The 16,982-nt window shown below is 33.4% G+C and carries 17 protein-coding genes; all 17 read left to right on the plus strand.

The window, feature by feature from the left end:
• Positions 1–51 precede the first annotated feature (51 nt).
• Complete coding sequence (locus tag K7I92_RS06830) at positions 52–744, plus strand: hypothetical protein (RefSeq protein WP_220282549.1); 693 nt, start codon at positions 52–54, stop codon at positions 742–744.
• Between the two features lie 235 nt (positions 745–979).
• On the plus strand, positions 980–3,481 hold the full coding sequence (locus K7I92_RS06835) for a SpaA isopeptide-forming pilin-related protein (protein WP_220282550.1): 2,502 nt from the start codon (positions 980–982) through the stop codon (positions 3,479–3,481).
• 53 nt (positions 3,482–3,534) lie between these two features.
• Positions 3,535–4,233, plus strand: a complete 699-nt coding sequence (locus K7I92_RS06840) for a hypothetical protein (protein WP_220282551.1) — start codon at positions 3,535–3,537, stop codon at positions 4,231–4,233.
• A 155-nt stretch (positions 4,234–4,388) separates the two neighbouring features.
• Positions 4,389–6,308 (plus strand): zincin-like metallopeptidase domain-containing protein, encoded by a 1,920-nt coding sequence (locus K7I92_RS06845; RefSeq protein ID WP_220282552.1) that lies wholly within the window; start codon positions 4,389–4,391, stop codon positions 6,306–6,308.
• A gap of 9 nt (positions 6,309–6,317) precedes the next feature.
• The gene (locus K7I92_RS06850) at positions 6,318–6,659 is read left to right on the plus strand and encodes a hypothetical protein (protein ID WP_203245234.1); all 342 of its coding nucleotides are present in this window, start codon (positions 6,318–6,320) and stop codon (positions 6,657–6,659) included.
• Positions 6,660–6,712: 53 nt separating this feature from the next.
• Complete coding sequence (locus K7I92_RS06855; RefSeq protein ID WP_220282553.1) at positions 6,713–7,840, plus strand: hypothetical protein; 1,128 nt, start codon at positions 6,713–6,715, stop codon at positions 7,838–7,840.
• 12 nt (positions 7,841–7,852) lie between these two features.
• A complete protein-coding gene (locus K7I92_RS06860; protein ID WP_203245236.1) occupies positions 7,853–8,131 on the plus strand; it encodes a hypothetical protein in 279 nt (92 codons plus the stop codon).
• On the plus strand, positions 8,131–8,427 hold the full coding sequence (locus K7I92_RS06865; protein WP_203245237.1) for a hypothetical protein: 297 nt from the start codon (positions 8,131–8,133) through the stop codon (positions 8,425–8,427). Before K7I92_RS06860 ends, K7I92_RS06865 begins: the two co-directional genes overlap by 1 nt.
• On the plus strand, positions 8,411–8,719 hold the full coding sequence (locus K7I92_RS06870; protein ID WP_203245238.1) for a hypothetical protein: 309 nt from the start codon (positions 8,411–8,413) through the stop codon (positions 8,717–8,719). The genes K7I92_RS06865 and K7I92_RS06870 overlap by 17 nt, the downstream gene beginning before the upstream one ends.
• Positions 8,720–8,756: 37 nt before the next feature.
• Positions 8,757–10,193 carry a hypothetical protein gene (locus tag K7I92_RS06875; protein ID WP_220282554.1) on the plus strand — a complete coding sequence of 479 codons (1,437 nt, stop codon included), beginning with the start codon at positions 8,757–8,759 and terminating at the stop codon, positions 10,191–10,193.
• 261 nt (positions 10,194–10,454) lie between these two features.
• A complete protein-coding gene (locus K7I92_RS06880; RefSeq protein WP_203245240.1) occupies positions 10,455–10,793 on the plus strand; it encodes a hypothetical protein in 339 nt (112 codons plus the stop codon).
• Positions 10,759–13,362, plus strand: coding sequence for a VirB4 family type IV secretion system protein (locus K7I92_RS06885; protein ID WP_203245241.1), 2,604 nt, complete (start codon positions 10,759–10,761; stop codon positions 13,360–13,362). Before K7I92_RS06880 ends, K7I92_RS06885 begins: the two co-directional genes overlap by 35 nt.
• 56 nt (positions 13,363–13,418) lie before the next feature.
• Positions 13,419–13,643: a ribbon-helix-helix protein, CopG family gene (locus tag K7I92_RS06890; RefSeq protein ID WP_203245242.1), complete on the plus strand. Its 225-nt coding sequence runs from the start codon at positions 13,419–13,421 to the stop codon at positions 13,641–13,643.
• 166 nt (positions 13,644–13,809) lie between these two features.
• Entirely contained in the window at positions 13,810–14,367 is a 558-nt protein-coding gene (locus K7I92_RS06895) for a CHAP domain-containing protein (RefSeq protein WP_207120172.1), read from the plus strand.
• A 37-nt stretch (positions 14,368–14,404) separates the two neighbouring features.
• Entirely contained in the window at positions 14,405–14,632 is a 228-nt protein-coding gene (locus K7I92_RS06900; protein WP_220282555.1) for a hypothetical protein, read from the plus strand.
• 29 nt (positions 14,633–14,661) lie between these two features.
• Positions 14,662–14,988 carry a DUF1778 domain-containing protein gene (locus K7I92_RS06905; protein ID WP_203245245.1) on the plus strand — a complete coding sequence of 109 codons (327 nt, stop codon included), beginning with the start codon at positions 14,662–14,664 and terminating at the stop codon, positions 14,986–14,988.
• 447 nt (positions 14,989–15,435) lie between these two features.
• Positions 15,436–16,782 carry a relaxase MobL gene (gene mobL, locus K7I92_RS06910; protein ID WP_220282556.1) on the plus strand — a complete coding sequence of 449 codons (1,347 nt, stop codon included), beginning with the start codon at positions 15,436–15,438 and terminating at the stop codon, positions 16,780–16,782.
• Positions 16,783–16,982: the final 200 nt, after the last annotated feature.

Consider the following 16,982-nt stretch of genomic DNA (forward strand, 5'->3'; position numbering starts at 1 on the left):
AGATAAATAGTAAAAATAAAAAGAAAGAGATAAGATAGAGGAGAGGTTAATATGAAAAAGATAAATGCGTTAGGAATGAGTGCTTTAGTGGCGGTCATGTTACTGAATGGTTGCGGTCCGAAACAAACCACAGCTGTTGCGGAAAAGAATGATGGACAAAAGGAAACCATCACCACTTCAAATTCAAAACCACAACCGGAAATAACGAAAAAGGAAGTAAAGGAAGAAGTAAAAGCAGAAGAGAAAAAAGCAGATGAGAAAGAAGTGGTAAAGAAAGAAACTCCAAAGACAGAAAAGGAAGTCTCTAAAGTATCCACTTCAACTTCAACTAAGAAGAACAATAGCACAGTAGCTAAAGTGAAAAGTTCTAAATCCAATGTTCAAAATGTTCAAAATAAGAAATCTTCTTCTAATACAAACTCGAAAGGGAAGAATACAAACAAAGGGAATACATCTTCTAATTCCAAAGGCAAAACAAAGCCAGTTAAAAAACCATCTGGGGTAACGAATACTTCCAAACCAAAACCAAAGGCTTGCCCATATAAAAATTATGATGCGGATGGCAATTGTGAAACACATAAAAAAGTATGTATGACTAGTGAACAGGTCTATCAAAAATATATGGAATGGTCTAAAAAGCATGATTATTATAATGACGGCGGATTCACTGGTGGAGATGCAGACTTTGATGGGTGCCATGTAATTTTCTCTAATGATGGAAAGTTTAAAGCTGGAGAAGATTAGTTGCTAGTTCCTTTTTTTACAACTAAAAGAGTGAAAGAATTTTTACTTCTTGAAGGCGGACTTTTCCGTCTTTTTTATATTTGAGAGGTCTGGGAGTGAAACGCCCCCAAGAAAGGAAAAAGAAATGATGAAGAAAAAATTTCTAAAAGGTATTCCACCTTAGAGATAGAAAATAAAAAGAGAATTATTTAGACGGATAAAATTCCGTCTTTTTTGATGAAAAAGGAGAAAAAAGATGAAAAATAAATTTAAAAAACTATTCAGTTTAATTTTTGCGACCATGATGATGATTACAACCATGTGGACAGTCAAGACCACCGTACAAGCCGCTACGGTATCAGATGGCGGCTATTCAGGTTATTGGTTTCATTCTAAAAATGGAGGATTGGCTAATGGAATGAAGCTGGTACCTCAACGACTTCATTTCTATAATGGGATACCCGCTTATTGTGTAGAGCCAAAGAAAATGATTAAGCTGGGTGCTGATGTGTATAACACTTCCAGTTTAAAAGACTATGAAGCCTTATCCGCATCGACTAAACAGAAAATTTCTGAAATCTCTTACTTTGGCTATGGTTATTCAGGAAGAAAAGATCCAATTCATTATATCGCCACACAAGCATTGATTTGGGAAACGATATCTTCAGAGTATCAGAAGTTAGAGGTTCATTATTTACCAAATAATCCGCAATATGGTCATTTATCGAACGCTAATAAAGTAACGGATAAAGTTAAAACGATTAAAGCAGCCATTTTAAAGGATGTGAATCGTTATGAAGCTAGTCTAGGTGAACCTAATTTTCAGATTTATGATGAAAATGGAAAAAAGGTTGGTAAGTCTGGAGCGGATGCGTCTTATGATAAAGGTATTGTTGGTAAGACATATACGGTTGTGGATCAAAAAAATGTTTTGAAATATAAGAACTTGATGAAAAACACATTTTCTAATGCCAAAGTATCTGGAAACAAAGTAACGATTACTTTAACAGAAAAAGATTTAAATACTAATCATACAATGAGTTTTAAAGGTAAAAATTTTAAAGTTGGGGTTCGACCAATTATCCTATATGGTTCTGCACAAAATGTGATTGTTCGAGGTGATTTAAATGATCCAAAACATGGTTCTATCACCATTCGTGCCATTGGACGTACAGCTAAAATCCAAAAACTCACAGAAGGAAAGCTTGCTTTAGCTGGAGCTAAATTAGGTTTGTATGAAGATGTAAACAAGAATGGAAAGTATGATGCCGGAGAACCAAAGGTCAAAGAGTTTATGACCACGGAAAAAGCTACTGAAATTGAAGGCTTAGTACCGGGTAAAAAGTATGTCTTACATGAATTAAAAGCGCCTAAGGGTTATGTTAGAGCTGAAGATGTTGCTGTAGTCATCAAAGATAAAGATGTAAGCATCAAGATGATGGATAAAGCCATGGATGTCGTCGTTAAAAAGGTAACGGATAAGGGCGATAAAGTCGCTGATGTAACCTTAACCATCTTGAATGAGGATGGCTCAGTCGCAACGGATAAGAATGGCAATAAAGCTATCTATAAGACCAAGGCTGATACAGATTGGAATGTTTCTAAATACCTGGAAGAAGGAAAGAAATACATCCTAAGAGAAACAGAAGTGGTAGCCGGTGTTCATAAGGCAAAAGATGTTACTTTTGTAGCTCCTAAAAAGGGAGATAAGACTTTGAGTGTTACGGTAACCATGGTCGATAAAGAAATAGATGTCGTTGTTAAAAAGGTAACAGAAAAGGGAGATAAAGTCGCTGATGTAACCTTAACTATCTTAAATGAAGATGGCTCTGTTGCAACGGATAAAGATGGTAATAAGGCTATCTATAAGACCAAGGCTGATACAGATTGGCAAGCCGGTAAGTATCTACAAGAAGGAAAGAAATATATTCTAAGAGAAACAGAAGTGGTTGCCGGTGTTTATAAGGCTAAAGATGTTACTTTTGTAGCTCCTAAAGCCGGTGATAAGACGATGAATGTTACAGTCACCATGGTGGATAAAACCATGAAGGTATTGGTCGATAAGGTGGACAACCATGGAAAACCGGTCTCTGGAGCTGTTCTTCAAGTTTTAGATGAGCACAAAAAAGTCGTGGCTGAATTTAAGACCGAAGGAAAGCCAGTGGATATTTCAAAATATCTACAAGAAGGAAAGAAATATACACTTCATGAAAAAGAAGCTCCATTTGGTTATGAAACCATGAAAGATATTGAGTTCGAAGCGAAAGGAACACAAGAACAGCCACAAGTGATTAAGGCTGTTGATGGACGAAAGAAGTATTATGTGGCGGTGGAGAAAGTAGATGCTCAAAATCCAAACAAAAAGCTAAAAGGAGCTGAAATTACTTTGTTCATGAAAGACGGCAAGATTGCTAAAGATGTGAATGGTAAAGATTGTGTCGCCTTAACAGATGAAAAAGGAATGGTTGTTTTTGAGGTTGAGTATAACGAAGATATGGGTGGCTATTATGCCAAAGAAACCAAAGCACCTCTAGGCTACCGTATCAATTCCAAACATCATAAAGTTGTGGTTTCAGAAGACTATAACTTTGCCAAAGAAAATCCAGTCAAGATTGTAGTGAATGATGAAGCCTTGCCTATGCAAACAGCAAGAACAAAAGATAACAATAATTTTATTGTTTTGATTGGAATGATGATTGTTTCTTTAGGTGGCTTCTTCTTAGCTTCAAAAAGAAATACCGAATTAAATAAGGACTAATGAAATCATTAGTCCTTATTATTTATTTAGCAGAGAATGAGAGGATAAAAACTATGGAAGAACAAAAGAAGAAATATGAATTAACAACAGAAACTAAGATGGTTGAGGGAACTAAAGTATACAGAATCAAAGCTTTGACTTCTTTTGGAGATGTAAAAGCTGGGGATTTAGGTGGTTTTGTAGAAAAGGAAGAAAATTTAAGCCAAAAAGGTAATGCTTGGGTTAAAGATAATGCTTGGGTTAAAGATAACGCTGTGGTTACAGATAATGCGGTGGTTACAGGCAGTGCGTGGGTCGGTGGGAATGCTTTGGTCTATGGAAACACAAGGGTTACAGGTACTGCTTCGGTCAAAGATTGTGCGGTGGTCAGAGATAATGCTTTGATTGAAGGGAATGCCGTGGTTAAAGGAAACGCAAGGGTTACAGGTAAGGCTTGGGTCTTTGGTGAAGCGGTGGTCAAAGATAATGCCTTAGTTAAAGATAACGCTGTGGTTACAGGGAATGCTGTGGTTAAAGATTACGCAGTAGTAAAAGATGACACCGTGGTTACAGATAATGCTGTGGTCAGCGATTATGCTTTGGTTGAAGGGGATGATGTGGTTGATGGAGATTTTGTGGTTGCCGGTCTGACTTGGAAAAATTCAAAAGATGAAAAATCATTAAATCTAAATTATTTAAAAGAAACGGCTAAAGAAGAATATAGCCAAAAGGAAAATTATATTCCTAAAAAAGAAAAACAAATAGAAAGATAGGGTGGTCAAATGACCACTTTTTTAGAAAGGAGAAACTCAAATGAGAAAAGAAGTGATTTTTGATACAACAGACGAATTAACAGAAGATGATTTAAAAGCTTTATTTGAAGATAAAGAATTTGTAGAGATGGATGCGGAAAGAAAGGAATAAAACTATGGAAAAGAAAAAATATGAATTAACATCAGACTACAAGATAGATTTTGAGACTAAAGTATACAGAATAAAAGCTTTGACTTCTTTTGGAGATGTAAAAGCTGGGGATTTAGGCGGCTATATTCAAAACGAAAGAAATTTAAGCCAAACAGGTAATGCATGGGTCAAAGATAATGCCGTGGTCAAAGGAAAAGCAAGGGTTACAGGTAATGCATGGGTCAAAGATAATGCTGTGGTCAAAGATAATGCGAAAGTCAGAGATAATGCTTTGGTTACAGATAATGCTGTGGTCAAAGATAATGCGAAAGTCAGAGATAATGCTTTGGTTACAGATAATGCTGTGGTCAGAGATAATGCGGTGGTCGAAGGCAACGCATGGGTCTATGGAAACGCTGTGGTTAAAGATTACGCCGTGGTACAAGAGTTCGGTCGGGTTGAAGGGCATGATGTGGTTGATGGAGATTTTGTGGTTGCCGGTCTGACTTGGAAAAATTCAAAAGATGAAAAATCATTAAAGCTAAATGATTCCTTAGAAGCTCCTAAAGAAGAATATAGCCAAAAAGGAAGTCGTAAGGATGAATTCAGAAAAGGTCTTGTCAAGCAATTTTTGAAGTTGCTGGATTCGGAAAACGTAGAAAAAAGCTTCAGTTGGATTAAAGGTTGGCGAATGAACGGTGGGCAACAAAATCTAAATAGTGGGAAACATTATCGAGGCATTAATCGCCTTGTTCTGGCATTAAAGGCTTATGAAAAAGGGTATTCAGATCCAAGATGGATCACCTTCAATGGATTAAAAGATTATGAAGGAGCCTATATCAAAAAAGGAGAACATGGTACTAAAGTAGAATATTGGGCAGCCGTAAAAGATGAACCCATTTATGATCCGGTCACCCGAAAAGAGAAGAAATTTTTTACCATTTCAGAAATGAGCCAATATATAGTAACACTTCCTTTAGGAGGGGATGATTTTAAAATATTTCCTAAGTATGCCACAGTGTTCAATGCGGAGCAGTGTGTAGGACTGCCTGAATATGTCAAACAGGTAACGAATAGTGAAGTAACACAAAGTGAACTTGTTACAAAGATTTCTGAAAGTATGGGGGTCAAGATTGTCCACCATAAGGGAAGTGATAAGTGTTATTATTCTCCCTTGGAAGATGTCATCCATTTGCCACAACAGACTGATTTTAAGGATGACTATGCCTATAATGCAACAGCTTTACACGAGTTGGCGCATTCCACAGGAGCAACAAACCGATTAGATCGCAATCTTCAGAATTATTTTGGAACGGTTGATTATGCCTTTGAGGAATTGGTGGCAGAAATGACCGGTGCCCTAGTATCTACTTCTTTACCCGGGACGGAAGAAGACTTAGATAGTTATTTAAAGAAACATTCTGAAAACCACAAAGCATATATAGCAAGCTGGATAGATCATATTCAAAAAGATGTGGATGTATTACCGAGAGCTTTAAAGCTGGCAGAACTGTCAGCAGACTTTTTGGAGCTACATGGTGGCTTGATGAGTTTGGAAGAATATAATAAACGTCATCAATATGAAAAACCGGTGATTGCAGATGAAACAACGGGTAAATTGTTTATAGCGAAAAAAGAATATGCTCATGATGAATTGATAGATGAATTCAATGAATGTTTAGAAGTGGCTGTTAGTCAACCTAAAGGGGACTGGACAGAAATGGAAAAAGCCTTAATTAAAGAAGGATATTCGCTTCTAAATCATAAAGATTCTAGGGGAGAATTAGAAACACACTATGGAGTTAAAACACTAGAAAAAATGGAAAATCTCATTTATGAAGCCATGGAAAATCACGATATTCAATTAGGAACAGTGGATTGGGTTAATGAACAATTAACAAATAAAGTCATCCAAACAAAAGGGTTTCAAATAGAAACGGAATAGGAGAAAAGTATGGAAACAAATAAATATAAGAGTTTATTTTTGCCAAGTTCACTTTTAGTGGCAGAAACAGAAAAGGCAAAATTATGGAAATTGCCTGATATGGAAGGTGAAACAGAAAAGTTCTTTTGGGTAAATGGAAAATTCGTTCACAAAATCGGAAAAGATTATGTGGTAAGTTATTCTGATGAATATCCATATACAGTTTTTGAGCAAGAGAAAGATGAAAACGGTAAATTTCTCCAGGTAAACCCACAAGCAATCACAGGGGATGAAATGGTGGGTATCTTTATTAAGTATCATACTGTTATTCAAAAAAACTACTTAACATGGAAAGAAAAGAACAATAAATAAGGGAATTGGTATGATTCATACCAATTCCTTTTTCAATAGAAAGGAAAAAGAGAATGATTGAATTACCAAAAAAATACCTAGAACAGGGATTTTCTACTTTTCAAAAGAAAGAAATAGAACTTGGTTTTCAACATGGTTTAGATGAAGAGCAAGTAGATAGATACGCAAAAATAGAGTTTGATAATCTACAAATGAAGCAAATCCGATTAGCCATTGAAGATGGTTTTAGTGATGTTCAGTTATCTACTTTTTCAAGATCTGAAATAGATTGGGAAATGATGGAACATGCCAGAGAAAATATCAAAAATGGCAATGTGATAGATGAAACCAAAATAGCTGATTTAAGGAGAAAAAACTTAAAGATTGTTTTCATTATCACCGGCATTCTGATTGTCTTGCTACTGGGTGGTATGGCTTTTTTCTTCTCCAAAGACTCCTTGCAACAATTATTTCAAAAATTGGAATTATCGTTTATAACAGAAAAACCCATCGAAATCGAGTATGGATCAGGATTTAATCCTCAAGACTATATTAAAAGTTATACCAAAGATAAGAATGTTGAATTGGTATTACCTAATGCCTTAGATACTAAGGCATTAGGAAAACATACATTAACCTTCACTTTAAAAAATAAAAAGAAATCTATTAGTAAAGAATTAGAAGTTGATGTAGTAGATAAAGAATCTCCAGTATTGAAGTTAAAACAATATAGCTTAACTTTAGAAAGAGGAATAAATACTACTTTTTCTTGTAAGACCTATATTCAAAGTGCAAACGATAATGTAGATGGAGATTTAACAAAGAAAGTGGAATGTTCTAAATTCGATTCCAATAAGAATCAGCAAGAAATTCAATATTCCGTTAAGGATTCTTCCGGAAATTCATCCAAAGAAATCTTAAAGTTAACTTTAAAAGAAAAAGAAGTGGTAAAACCTGAAGAGAAAATTGTCTACATTAAAACACCTACAAATGCAAAAGGGCATCCAATTTATCCTAAAAACGCAAAAGGAGTTGGGGGTACAGATATAACTTTAAATAAATATTTCATGTTTAAAGATGGTTACACACTGGATTCCGGATATAAAGCTTGCGTTTTAGAAGGAAGTAAGTATGGAGCCTATACTTGTTCTCCATTAAAAGACAAGGATGGCATTTACACCGGCTATCACTTAACAAATTAGAGAGGAAGAAAAATGATTCATAAAAAAACAAGGTTACTCTTAGAGTATCTAATTGAAATAAAACCATGGCTGGAAATCTATCGAAAAGGGTTGGAAAAATTTATCTATTTAGAAATTCAAGAACAAAAAATAGAATCTAAGACGTTTGAAGGACTTTCAGACCATTTCCTTTTGGATTTTTGTTATGAACCTGAAGAAAATGACAGACTAATGATTGGCGGATTGTATTTGAAAGATAAAGTATTTATCTTTCAAAAAAGAAATCAAGAAATCATGTATAGATTAGAGTGATGGCAAAGAATATGAAATTGTTAATAAAAACATGGTTATTAAGAATAGAAATATTGGATGAAGATTTAGCAGAAATCTGGATAGATTCACAAGAATACTTTATTGTTCCAAAAAAGGAACTCATAAAAATAGAAGGAACAGAATATCTTGTTTTAAAGACAGAAAAAGCGGATATTTTGATTTTTAATGATCAAAAATCAAGTGCAAGATTGGTTCAAACCGCCTTGTTATTTAAACGAATTGAAAATTATCAAACAAGATTAGAAAGAGGAATTAAAGATGAATACAACACATAAAGGGATGACTTATTTGTTAACCAGTTCAACAGGAGTTCATGTCAAAGCGGCTATTGATACAATGGCTGCCAAACAATGGCTAAAATCTTGGTTAGATCCAATAACAACATTGTTATTATGGCTAATTCCAACAGTGGCGATTATTTCTATGTTGATTGCCTTTGTTGGCTGGTATGGAAAAGATGAAAGAGAAAAACAGCAACAGCCTTTTTTTAAGATAGCGAAAACTCATATTATCGTATTGGTGATTGCAGAATCTTTAACCACCATTTTAAAAATTCTTGGACTGTAATTAATATGGTTTATACCAATTTAAGAAAGGAGAAAGAATGTTTGTATTAGAAGCCACCAATTTTTTTAGAGGAATTTTGTGGTCAATTACAAAAGCCTGCTTAGGAATTTGTGACTATTGTTATGGAATGTTAAAAACCATGATGGGTTTAAAAATGGAAAACCTAGAATGGTTTTGGAAAATGTATCAATTTCTAGTTCTTCTCGTTATTTTATTTGTCTTAGCTAGGCTCTTGTTTATGTACTTAAAAAGTACCTATGACGAAACGGTATTTCAAAGAATATCGGGATTAGGAATGAGTGCAAGAGTAGTGATGATTGCCTTTATTCTATCCGCTACACCAATTTTAATGCCCTTAGCGTTTAATTCCATGACCACACTAACCACTAAACTTCCTAGTTTAATCACTAATGGGAATGATGTAACCATATCGCAAGTAATCACTGATGCTTCTTTGAATGGATTTGCAAAAGAAGGAAGTGCAACGTCAATTACGAAACAAAAAGTAGATATCGTCAATAACATGAAGGAAAAGGGTGGTGAAGAAATTCCCACTGACCTACCTTCGGTAGATGATAGCAATAAAAAGTACTTAAATATCTACAAATTAGCCACGAATAATATCAATGCAAGACAAAAACACAACGCAGAAAGCTATTATTTCTTTAATGATATAGTAGGAATTATTTTAGCCTTAATCATGGGTGGTATTTGTGCCGTCCTTATTCTTTATATATCTTTTCAAGTTGCACAAAGATATATTTCCCTTCTGTACAAGATTCTATTAACTCCTTATGCAGTCAGTGGATTGATTGATCCTACTGATAATGGAACTTCTACTTGGTTTAAATTATGTATAGCAGATATTTTAGGCAACTTTTTTCAAATGCTGTTTGTTTGGCTATCTCTTGTAGCTACTGCAATGTTTGATCAATACGGTTTGGTAAAGGCAATATTTTTTATTGCTAGTTTAATTGGAATCCTCAATGCACCGCAAGGGATAGCTCAAATACTTGGATCAGATATTGGAGCTACCAGTGGTATGCAAGGAATTAGGCAGGCTATGCAATTTGGAACGGCTGCTTTGGCTGGCACAAAACTAGCTACTGCCGGGGTAAAATATGCTGGTGGAAAAGTCGGATCGGTTGCCGGAACTACCGTTGCTGTTGGATCCTATGCTGGGGCAAGGGCATTAGGCATGGATCTCCTTCAATCAGAACCATCAGAAATGGAATCTAGGATAGGAGCCACTCCATTAAGAAGTGATAGTTATTCTAATCCGGGTGGGCAATCTTCACCAAGAGCCTCTTCACAAACTTGGAAAGTTGGATCCAAAGGGCAATTCTTATCCAATACTTATCGAACAAGTGGGTTTGGTCAATCCATGGTCGGTGGTATGGTTAGAAATTTTGTAAATAGTCAAATTTCAAAGGGAAATGCTATTTTGCATGGTTCAAGACCAAAAAAGAACTAAAAATTTTAGAGTACAGAAAAAAAGGCTCATTTTAAAAGCAATCTAGGGTAGTTCTCTTAAAAGTTTGATATTCCATTCATTCTTTTAAAGAAACGCCTAAAAACGCTTAAAAATGGGCTTTTTCTGCAACTCACACAAAAAAAGAGAAAAGTACGCTTTTGCAAGGCTTGTTTCTATTGAAAATCATAACTTTTCTCTGATGAAGTATTTGAAGTGATGGAAGAAATAGAAATGCTTCAAAAAAATGAAAGGATTTAAAAAATGGAATTTATTGTACCTAAAAACTTCAAGAGTGGGCGGTTGATTATGAATCGCTTTAAACCTATTGATTTAACACTATTAATATCAACTTTGATATTTAGTTTTTTAACATCTATAACCTATGTTGCGATGGTCGGGAATCTTGTTCATGTAGAAGTAATTGTGTTTTTGATTCTTCCAAGTGCTATTGTTTTTTTTCTAACGATGCCTTTTGGAATCAATCATAATTTATTCATTTTTTTAAGAATTGTAATTTTGTATATCAAGAAGAAAAAAGAATACTATTGGGAGGGAATAGCTCGTTATGAAGTTAGAGAAGATGAAAAGGAAACTGACTAGCTTTGAAAAAAAAGAAGTTGTTCGCTTTAAAAAACAACAAAAAGAAGTGCAGAAGATCAGAAAAAAAATGGCAAGCACAGTATCTTGGATGGATATTGATGAAGTTCAGGATAATATGATTATTTTAAAAAGAGGGTCTAAAACAGAATATGTTATGGGGTATAAAATTCTTCCTCATAACATTTTTATAGATGAAACAAATGCCTTTTTCAGAAGAATTCAAGCAGTAAGAAGTTGTTTTAATCAATCTCCAGGAAATTTATATTTTCAATTTGTGTACAGCCCAGTCAATGCTGATCAATATATCAATAATGTGAATAATCTTTTGAATGAAGAAGATGATAAAGTTGTCAAAAAAATGTTAGAAGCTGATTTGGATAAAATGGAATCCTTCCAACAATCTTTTAAAGAATTAGAATTTTTTGTCCTTATTAAGAGTTCTGAACCAAGAAAACTTGAGAAGGACATGGATGATTTATACGGTGCTTTGCAAGCAGGATTATTTTATCCTGAAGAATTAAATAAGCGTGATTTTTTCAATTATATTTCCTATGCGTTTGAAAACAATTCAATTAATGATTATATGTTTGGAAGAGGAATCCTTTCCTATTTAAATCAAAAAATTAAATACAATGAAGCAAAGGACAAGTTGGAAAAGACTGATTCAACAGAAGATTTTTCTAAGTACGGCACTCCAATTTATAATATTCGACCAGCCATCAAGAGAATTGAAAAGAGTAAGTTAGCTCCAACAGGCTTTGGAGTAAAAAATAATTATCTAATCATAGGCAATAAATATGTTTCCAATTTGCTGGTTGAAAAGTTTACCACTCATTTTACGGAAGGCTTCTTGTGTGAATTTTTAAATGATCCAAGAATAAAATTATTCATGTTGGATCGTCATTTAAAAGGCGTGAATATGGCACAAATGCTTAGAAGAGATTTAGCTGAAATGCAACAAAGATATAAAAAGAGTACCGATCGAATGGTATTGGCTAGAATTCAAAAAAATTTAGAATCTCAAGAACAGTATATTGAACAGGTTATTAGAAATAACGATAGAACACATGATGTTGTTCTGGTTTTGCAAGTGTGGTCGGACGAATTGGAAGAATTAGAACAAGTAAGATTGGATTTAATGAGTAGAGTATCTACTTACGGCTTAACCTTATCAAAGGCTAATTTTATCCAAGAAGAATTGTTTAAATTGGTCAATCCATTATGGATTGATATTAATCTTCCAGGAGTTGTGCTAGAACAGTTTGGACAACCTATGCCTTCTACTACTGTGGCTGGTTTATATCCGTGGGTATTTGATACTTTAAAAGATGAAAAAGGATTCTTGTTTGGTCATGAAAAGCAAAACGGGGGGATAGTTTTGTTTGATCCGGCATACTATATGCACAATCCTAAAGAAGCTCCTAAAGACAATAGAGTGAATGGCAACATGGTTGTTTTAGGAAAAGCCGGATCGGGGAAGACAACTGCCGTAAATCTTAATATCAGAAACTTTATTAGAAATAAGTGGAAGATTATTTGGATTGATCCTGAAAACAAAAACAATCGTATTACCAAAAAGTATAGCGGTACTTTTGTGAACTGGGGGCAACGAGATAATATTATTAATATTTTTGATTTAAAACCTATTTCTACTGATGATGATGAAGATGATTTCAAGATGTGGGATACTGAATTAGCTATTTTTAACGTTATTGAAGACTTGAATTTGCTGTTGCGGTATTTATTTCCAAGCATATCAGAAAATAGCCTGGCTCTTGTTGGGAATCTAGTTAAAAAGACTTATGAAGAGGTGGGTATTTCTAAAGATAAGGATGGCAAATATGAATCCTTCAAGGATAAGACTTATGAAGATATGCCTACTTTTTCAGATTTCAATAGAATCTTAGAAGCTAGAATGAGATTGCTAAACAGTTCCAATAAGGAACAGTATAAAAAGGAAAGTGAATATCTAAATGATCTTCACATGAAGTTACAAAGACTTTTAAATGAATGGTCGATTTATTTTAACGGTCATACAACGGTTAAGCTACCTGATGAACAAGGCAGACAAATCATTTCTTTTGGAACAAAAAAATTATTCAATCTATCAGATAATCTTCAAACGGCTTTGTACTATGTCATGTTTACTTATGCCTGGTCATTGTGTTTGGATGAAACGCAAGAATCGGCTTTTATTATAGATGAAGCTCATACGATGATTTTAAAAGGCAAGACAGCTGAATTAGTAGCGCAATTTTATCGTCGATCGAGAAAGTACAAGAATATTATATGTACGATAACTCACTCTCCAAGAGATTTCGCTGATGATAAAGTCCTTACTCACGGGAAAGCAATATTTCAAAATGCGGTTTACAAGATTATTATGAATTTGGATAAAGATGGTGTAACTGATGTTGCTAAACTTGACTCTTTAAATGATAATGAGCAGTTATTAATTCAAGATTTAATGCAAGGAGATAGCTTGTTTATTTGTGGATCTAAGAGATTACCTATTCATATTTTAGCAACAGATAATGAATTAGTTGAAATGGGAGCTGGATATGATTAATATCTAGCTTCATTTTTAGAAATTATGGAGGAATTTCAGGAAAGAAGGTATTTCTTATGAAAGTGGCAACGACAACGATTCGCCTAGATGAATCAACAAAAGAAAAATTAGAATATCTAAAACAAGCCAGTGGTAGAACATCGACTACGGAGCTTTTAGAAAAGCTGATACAGGAAGAATATGAAAGAAGTTTTTTAAATCATAACAATGATTATATTTCAAAAGTGGTAAGAAGAGAGCTGTCAAATATTCTTCAATTATATTGGAAAGAAATAAAATAATAAATAATTGAATTGATATGAATTATAGTATTTCAATAAAAATAGATTGGTATAAACCATACCAATCTTTTTAGAAATGAGGTGATCTAATCTGAAAATAGTAAAAAAATTAGTTAGTATTGTTTTTGGAATAATGGGACCCTATGTTTTGTTAATCATGTTATTGATGATTCCGATATTAGCATTGCTGAATACTCATCCTAAAGTAAGTTTAGGAACAGAAGTATCTGCCGGTTATACCGGATCTTCTAATATTACCATCAAGGAAGGAACATACTATTCAGGAAGTGATCCGGCAAACTATAGGATTTGGGATTCAATCTTTGCTAATGGAAATCCTTTTCCAAAATATCCTGGAAGTTATGATGGAAGACAATGCACCGCTTTTGCATGGGGCAGATTCTATCAAACCTACCATGTTTCATCGGGTGCTAGAGGTGATGGAAAAGTGAACGCAAAAGAAATTGTGTTGGCACATCCTGAACAATTTGTTCTAAGTAGTACGCCAGCTCCTAATTCTGTGTTTAGTTCTGAATGGACGTTGGGGAGCCCCGTCCATGGTCATGTCGGTTATGTAGAATCTTTTGATGGTCAATCTATATGGATTAGTCATGGGAATACACAAACTCCAGGCGGGATTCAATTGAATTGGAAGTACAGTTGGCAAGATTTCAAAAATCATTTTTGCAAAAGGGGTTGTTCTTTTGCAGTTCCAAAAAAATGAATTGGTATGAATCATACCAATTCAAAAAGGGGTAATTATGAAAACAAGAAGACTTGAATTTAGGTTGAGTGAAAATGAGTATAATAAATTTTCTTATCTAACCGAACAATTGAAAAAAAGTAATACAGCGTTATTTCAAGAAATGCTATCTTCTTATTATTTGAAATATGAAGATAAGAGTAATGAAAACGTATTGGATAATGACACAAAAAAGGAAATCCATGAAATATATTGCTTGCTGAAGAAGATGGAGAAATTGGTATAAATTATACCAATTTTGGAAAGGAATGAAGAATGAAAGAAAATTTAAATATCCGAATTGATAAAGAAATAAAACAAAACTTAAAAACATTGGCTACACAGGAAGGGCTGAATATTACTGACTTTGTTGTTAAGTTGATTAAAGAATATCAAGTAGATTCAAAAGGAATTGGTATGAATCATACCAATTCAGATTCAAAGTTGCATACAGAGGATAAAATAAATGCTTTATTGGTTATGAATTTACTAACCTTGAAGCAACAATTTCCTTCATTGGACATTAATAAAATAAGCTTTGAAATGGATAGAATCATTGAAGAAAAGATTTACGAAAAATTATCAAAAATTGACTATCAATAAGTTTAAAAATGTACGGATAAAAAAACGAAAAAAAATGAAATTACCTAGTATTTACTTGTGTAGACGATGGCAACACATATCCGTACACGAAACCAAAAAAATAGCCGATTTGTATATCAAAACGTGTAGATGATAGCAACACACTAAAATATCGATGAAATCTAGCTTTGCTAGATTGTCCGAAGAGATTGGACGATGAAAAACACGAGTTTTGAATACAATCTCCTTATCTTGCTTTCTTATTTACGAAATTTAGCGGGAATTTATTCATAAATGAAGCTAAATCATGAAAAAAATCATGGTAAATAAGGAAGTGAATTGAGTATTAGGAATGAATAATGACTAATGAAAGTCTCAATTCATAAAAAATAAATTGAATAGTTGGAACAAAATAATTGAATTGGTATGAATCATACCAATTCCTTTTTCAATAGAAAGGAATAATCTATGGCTATTCTTAAAAGTACCTTTTTAAAATATGGAACTTTAGCTCCGCCTAATTCAAATTTCAAAGGAGTTATTGATACCAATTCCATCTTTGGAGAAAAGGGCTTATTCAAATATCACAAAAGAGAATCAGCAATCAAAAAAAGTGGAGACTCAAAAAAAGATTATTCATTTTTTGATTATACACAAAGAGCCTATGCGGTTAATTCGTCTGAACGAAAAGAAATTTACTATACTTATTCTGATAATGGCTTTTTAACGGATAAAAAAGAAAAAGAATGGCTTCGGGAAGCAAAAGAATCTTTTAGTAAAAAAGGCAATTTATTATTTCAAGAAATGTTATCTTTCGAAAATTATGAAGAAGCGAAATCTTACGGATTAAATAGCCAATCTGATTTTGCTACCTTAATGGACAAATGTATGCCAAAAATTGCTAAGGCAATTGGTATGAATTATACCAATTTAATGTGGTGGATGGATTACCACACAAACACAAAGCACCCTCATATCCATTTTAATTTTTTTGAAAAGGAACAAACACTGACAAAAGGCAAGATTGATAAGAGAAAATTGGATCGGGTAAAAAGAATTATCTATACAGAGCTTTATGATCGAAAGCGAACTTTAGAACAAAGAAGCTCCTTGGAATTTAAACAAGAGATTGATTTAAGAAAAAAAGAAATTCTGGATTCTATTTCAATTAAGAACAAGCATTTAAATTACATGACAATCAATAAGATCTTCAATTTATACATTCGCTTGGAAGATACAGGGAGATTGCAATTTCATTCAATTCATCAGAAAGACAAACGAAAAGAACTATTAGAAATATCTGAAATGATATTAAAAGATACAGTTGGGAAGGAAGATTATCAAAATTTTCTAAAACTGCTAAAAGACAATGATAAAGCTTTAAATTCAGTCGCAAAAGAAAATGTATTCAATAATGCACTGACTAATCTTTATGATTTGAAAATCAAAATTGCAAATATGGTTTTGAAGGCTTATAAGGATGATGAAACAAAAGAAGCAATTGGTATGAATCATACCAATTCAAAAAAAGATGATCTGATGAATGATTATAATGTTCAAAAGATTAAAAAGAGAAGAGAAAAATATTTATCTGAAAACGGCTTCTCCAATAATGTAAAAGGGAAAAACTATGTTTTGAATAAGAGTGAAAAAAGTAGCTTTGCTTTTCGTTTAAATAGCCAATTTAGAAAGAATGTTGATCCTGAAATTAGGCAATACCTTTCTAATTCAAAATCAGAAATTAATGCCTATCTAAGAAATACGGATGAACTTGTTAATGTAGTGGATGATTTTGAAATTATCCAAAGTTTATAAAAACCAATTGGTATGAATCATACCAATTGGTTAGAAAGGAGAGATTGGTATGATTCATACCAATTCAGATTATGAAATTAAGATATAAATTTTTGTTAATTGTTACCTGGTTTCCCTTATTATATTTGTCGGTTACGCAGATTGCATACTTTTTAAGTTTTCATTATGATTTGCTTGCTTGGAGTAAGCAGCAAAAATTC

This window comes from Bulleidia sp. zg-1013, assembly GCF_019798045.1.
Taxonomy (GTDB): Bacteria; Bacillota_I; Bacilli_A; order Erysipelotrichales; family Erysipelotrichaceae; genus Bulleidia.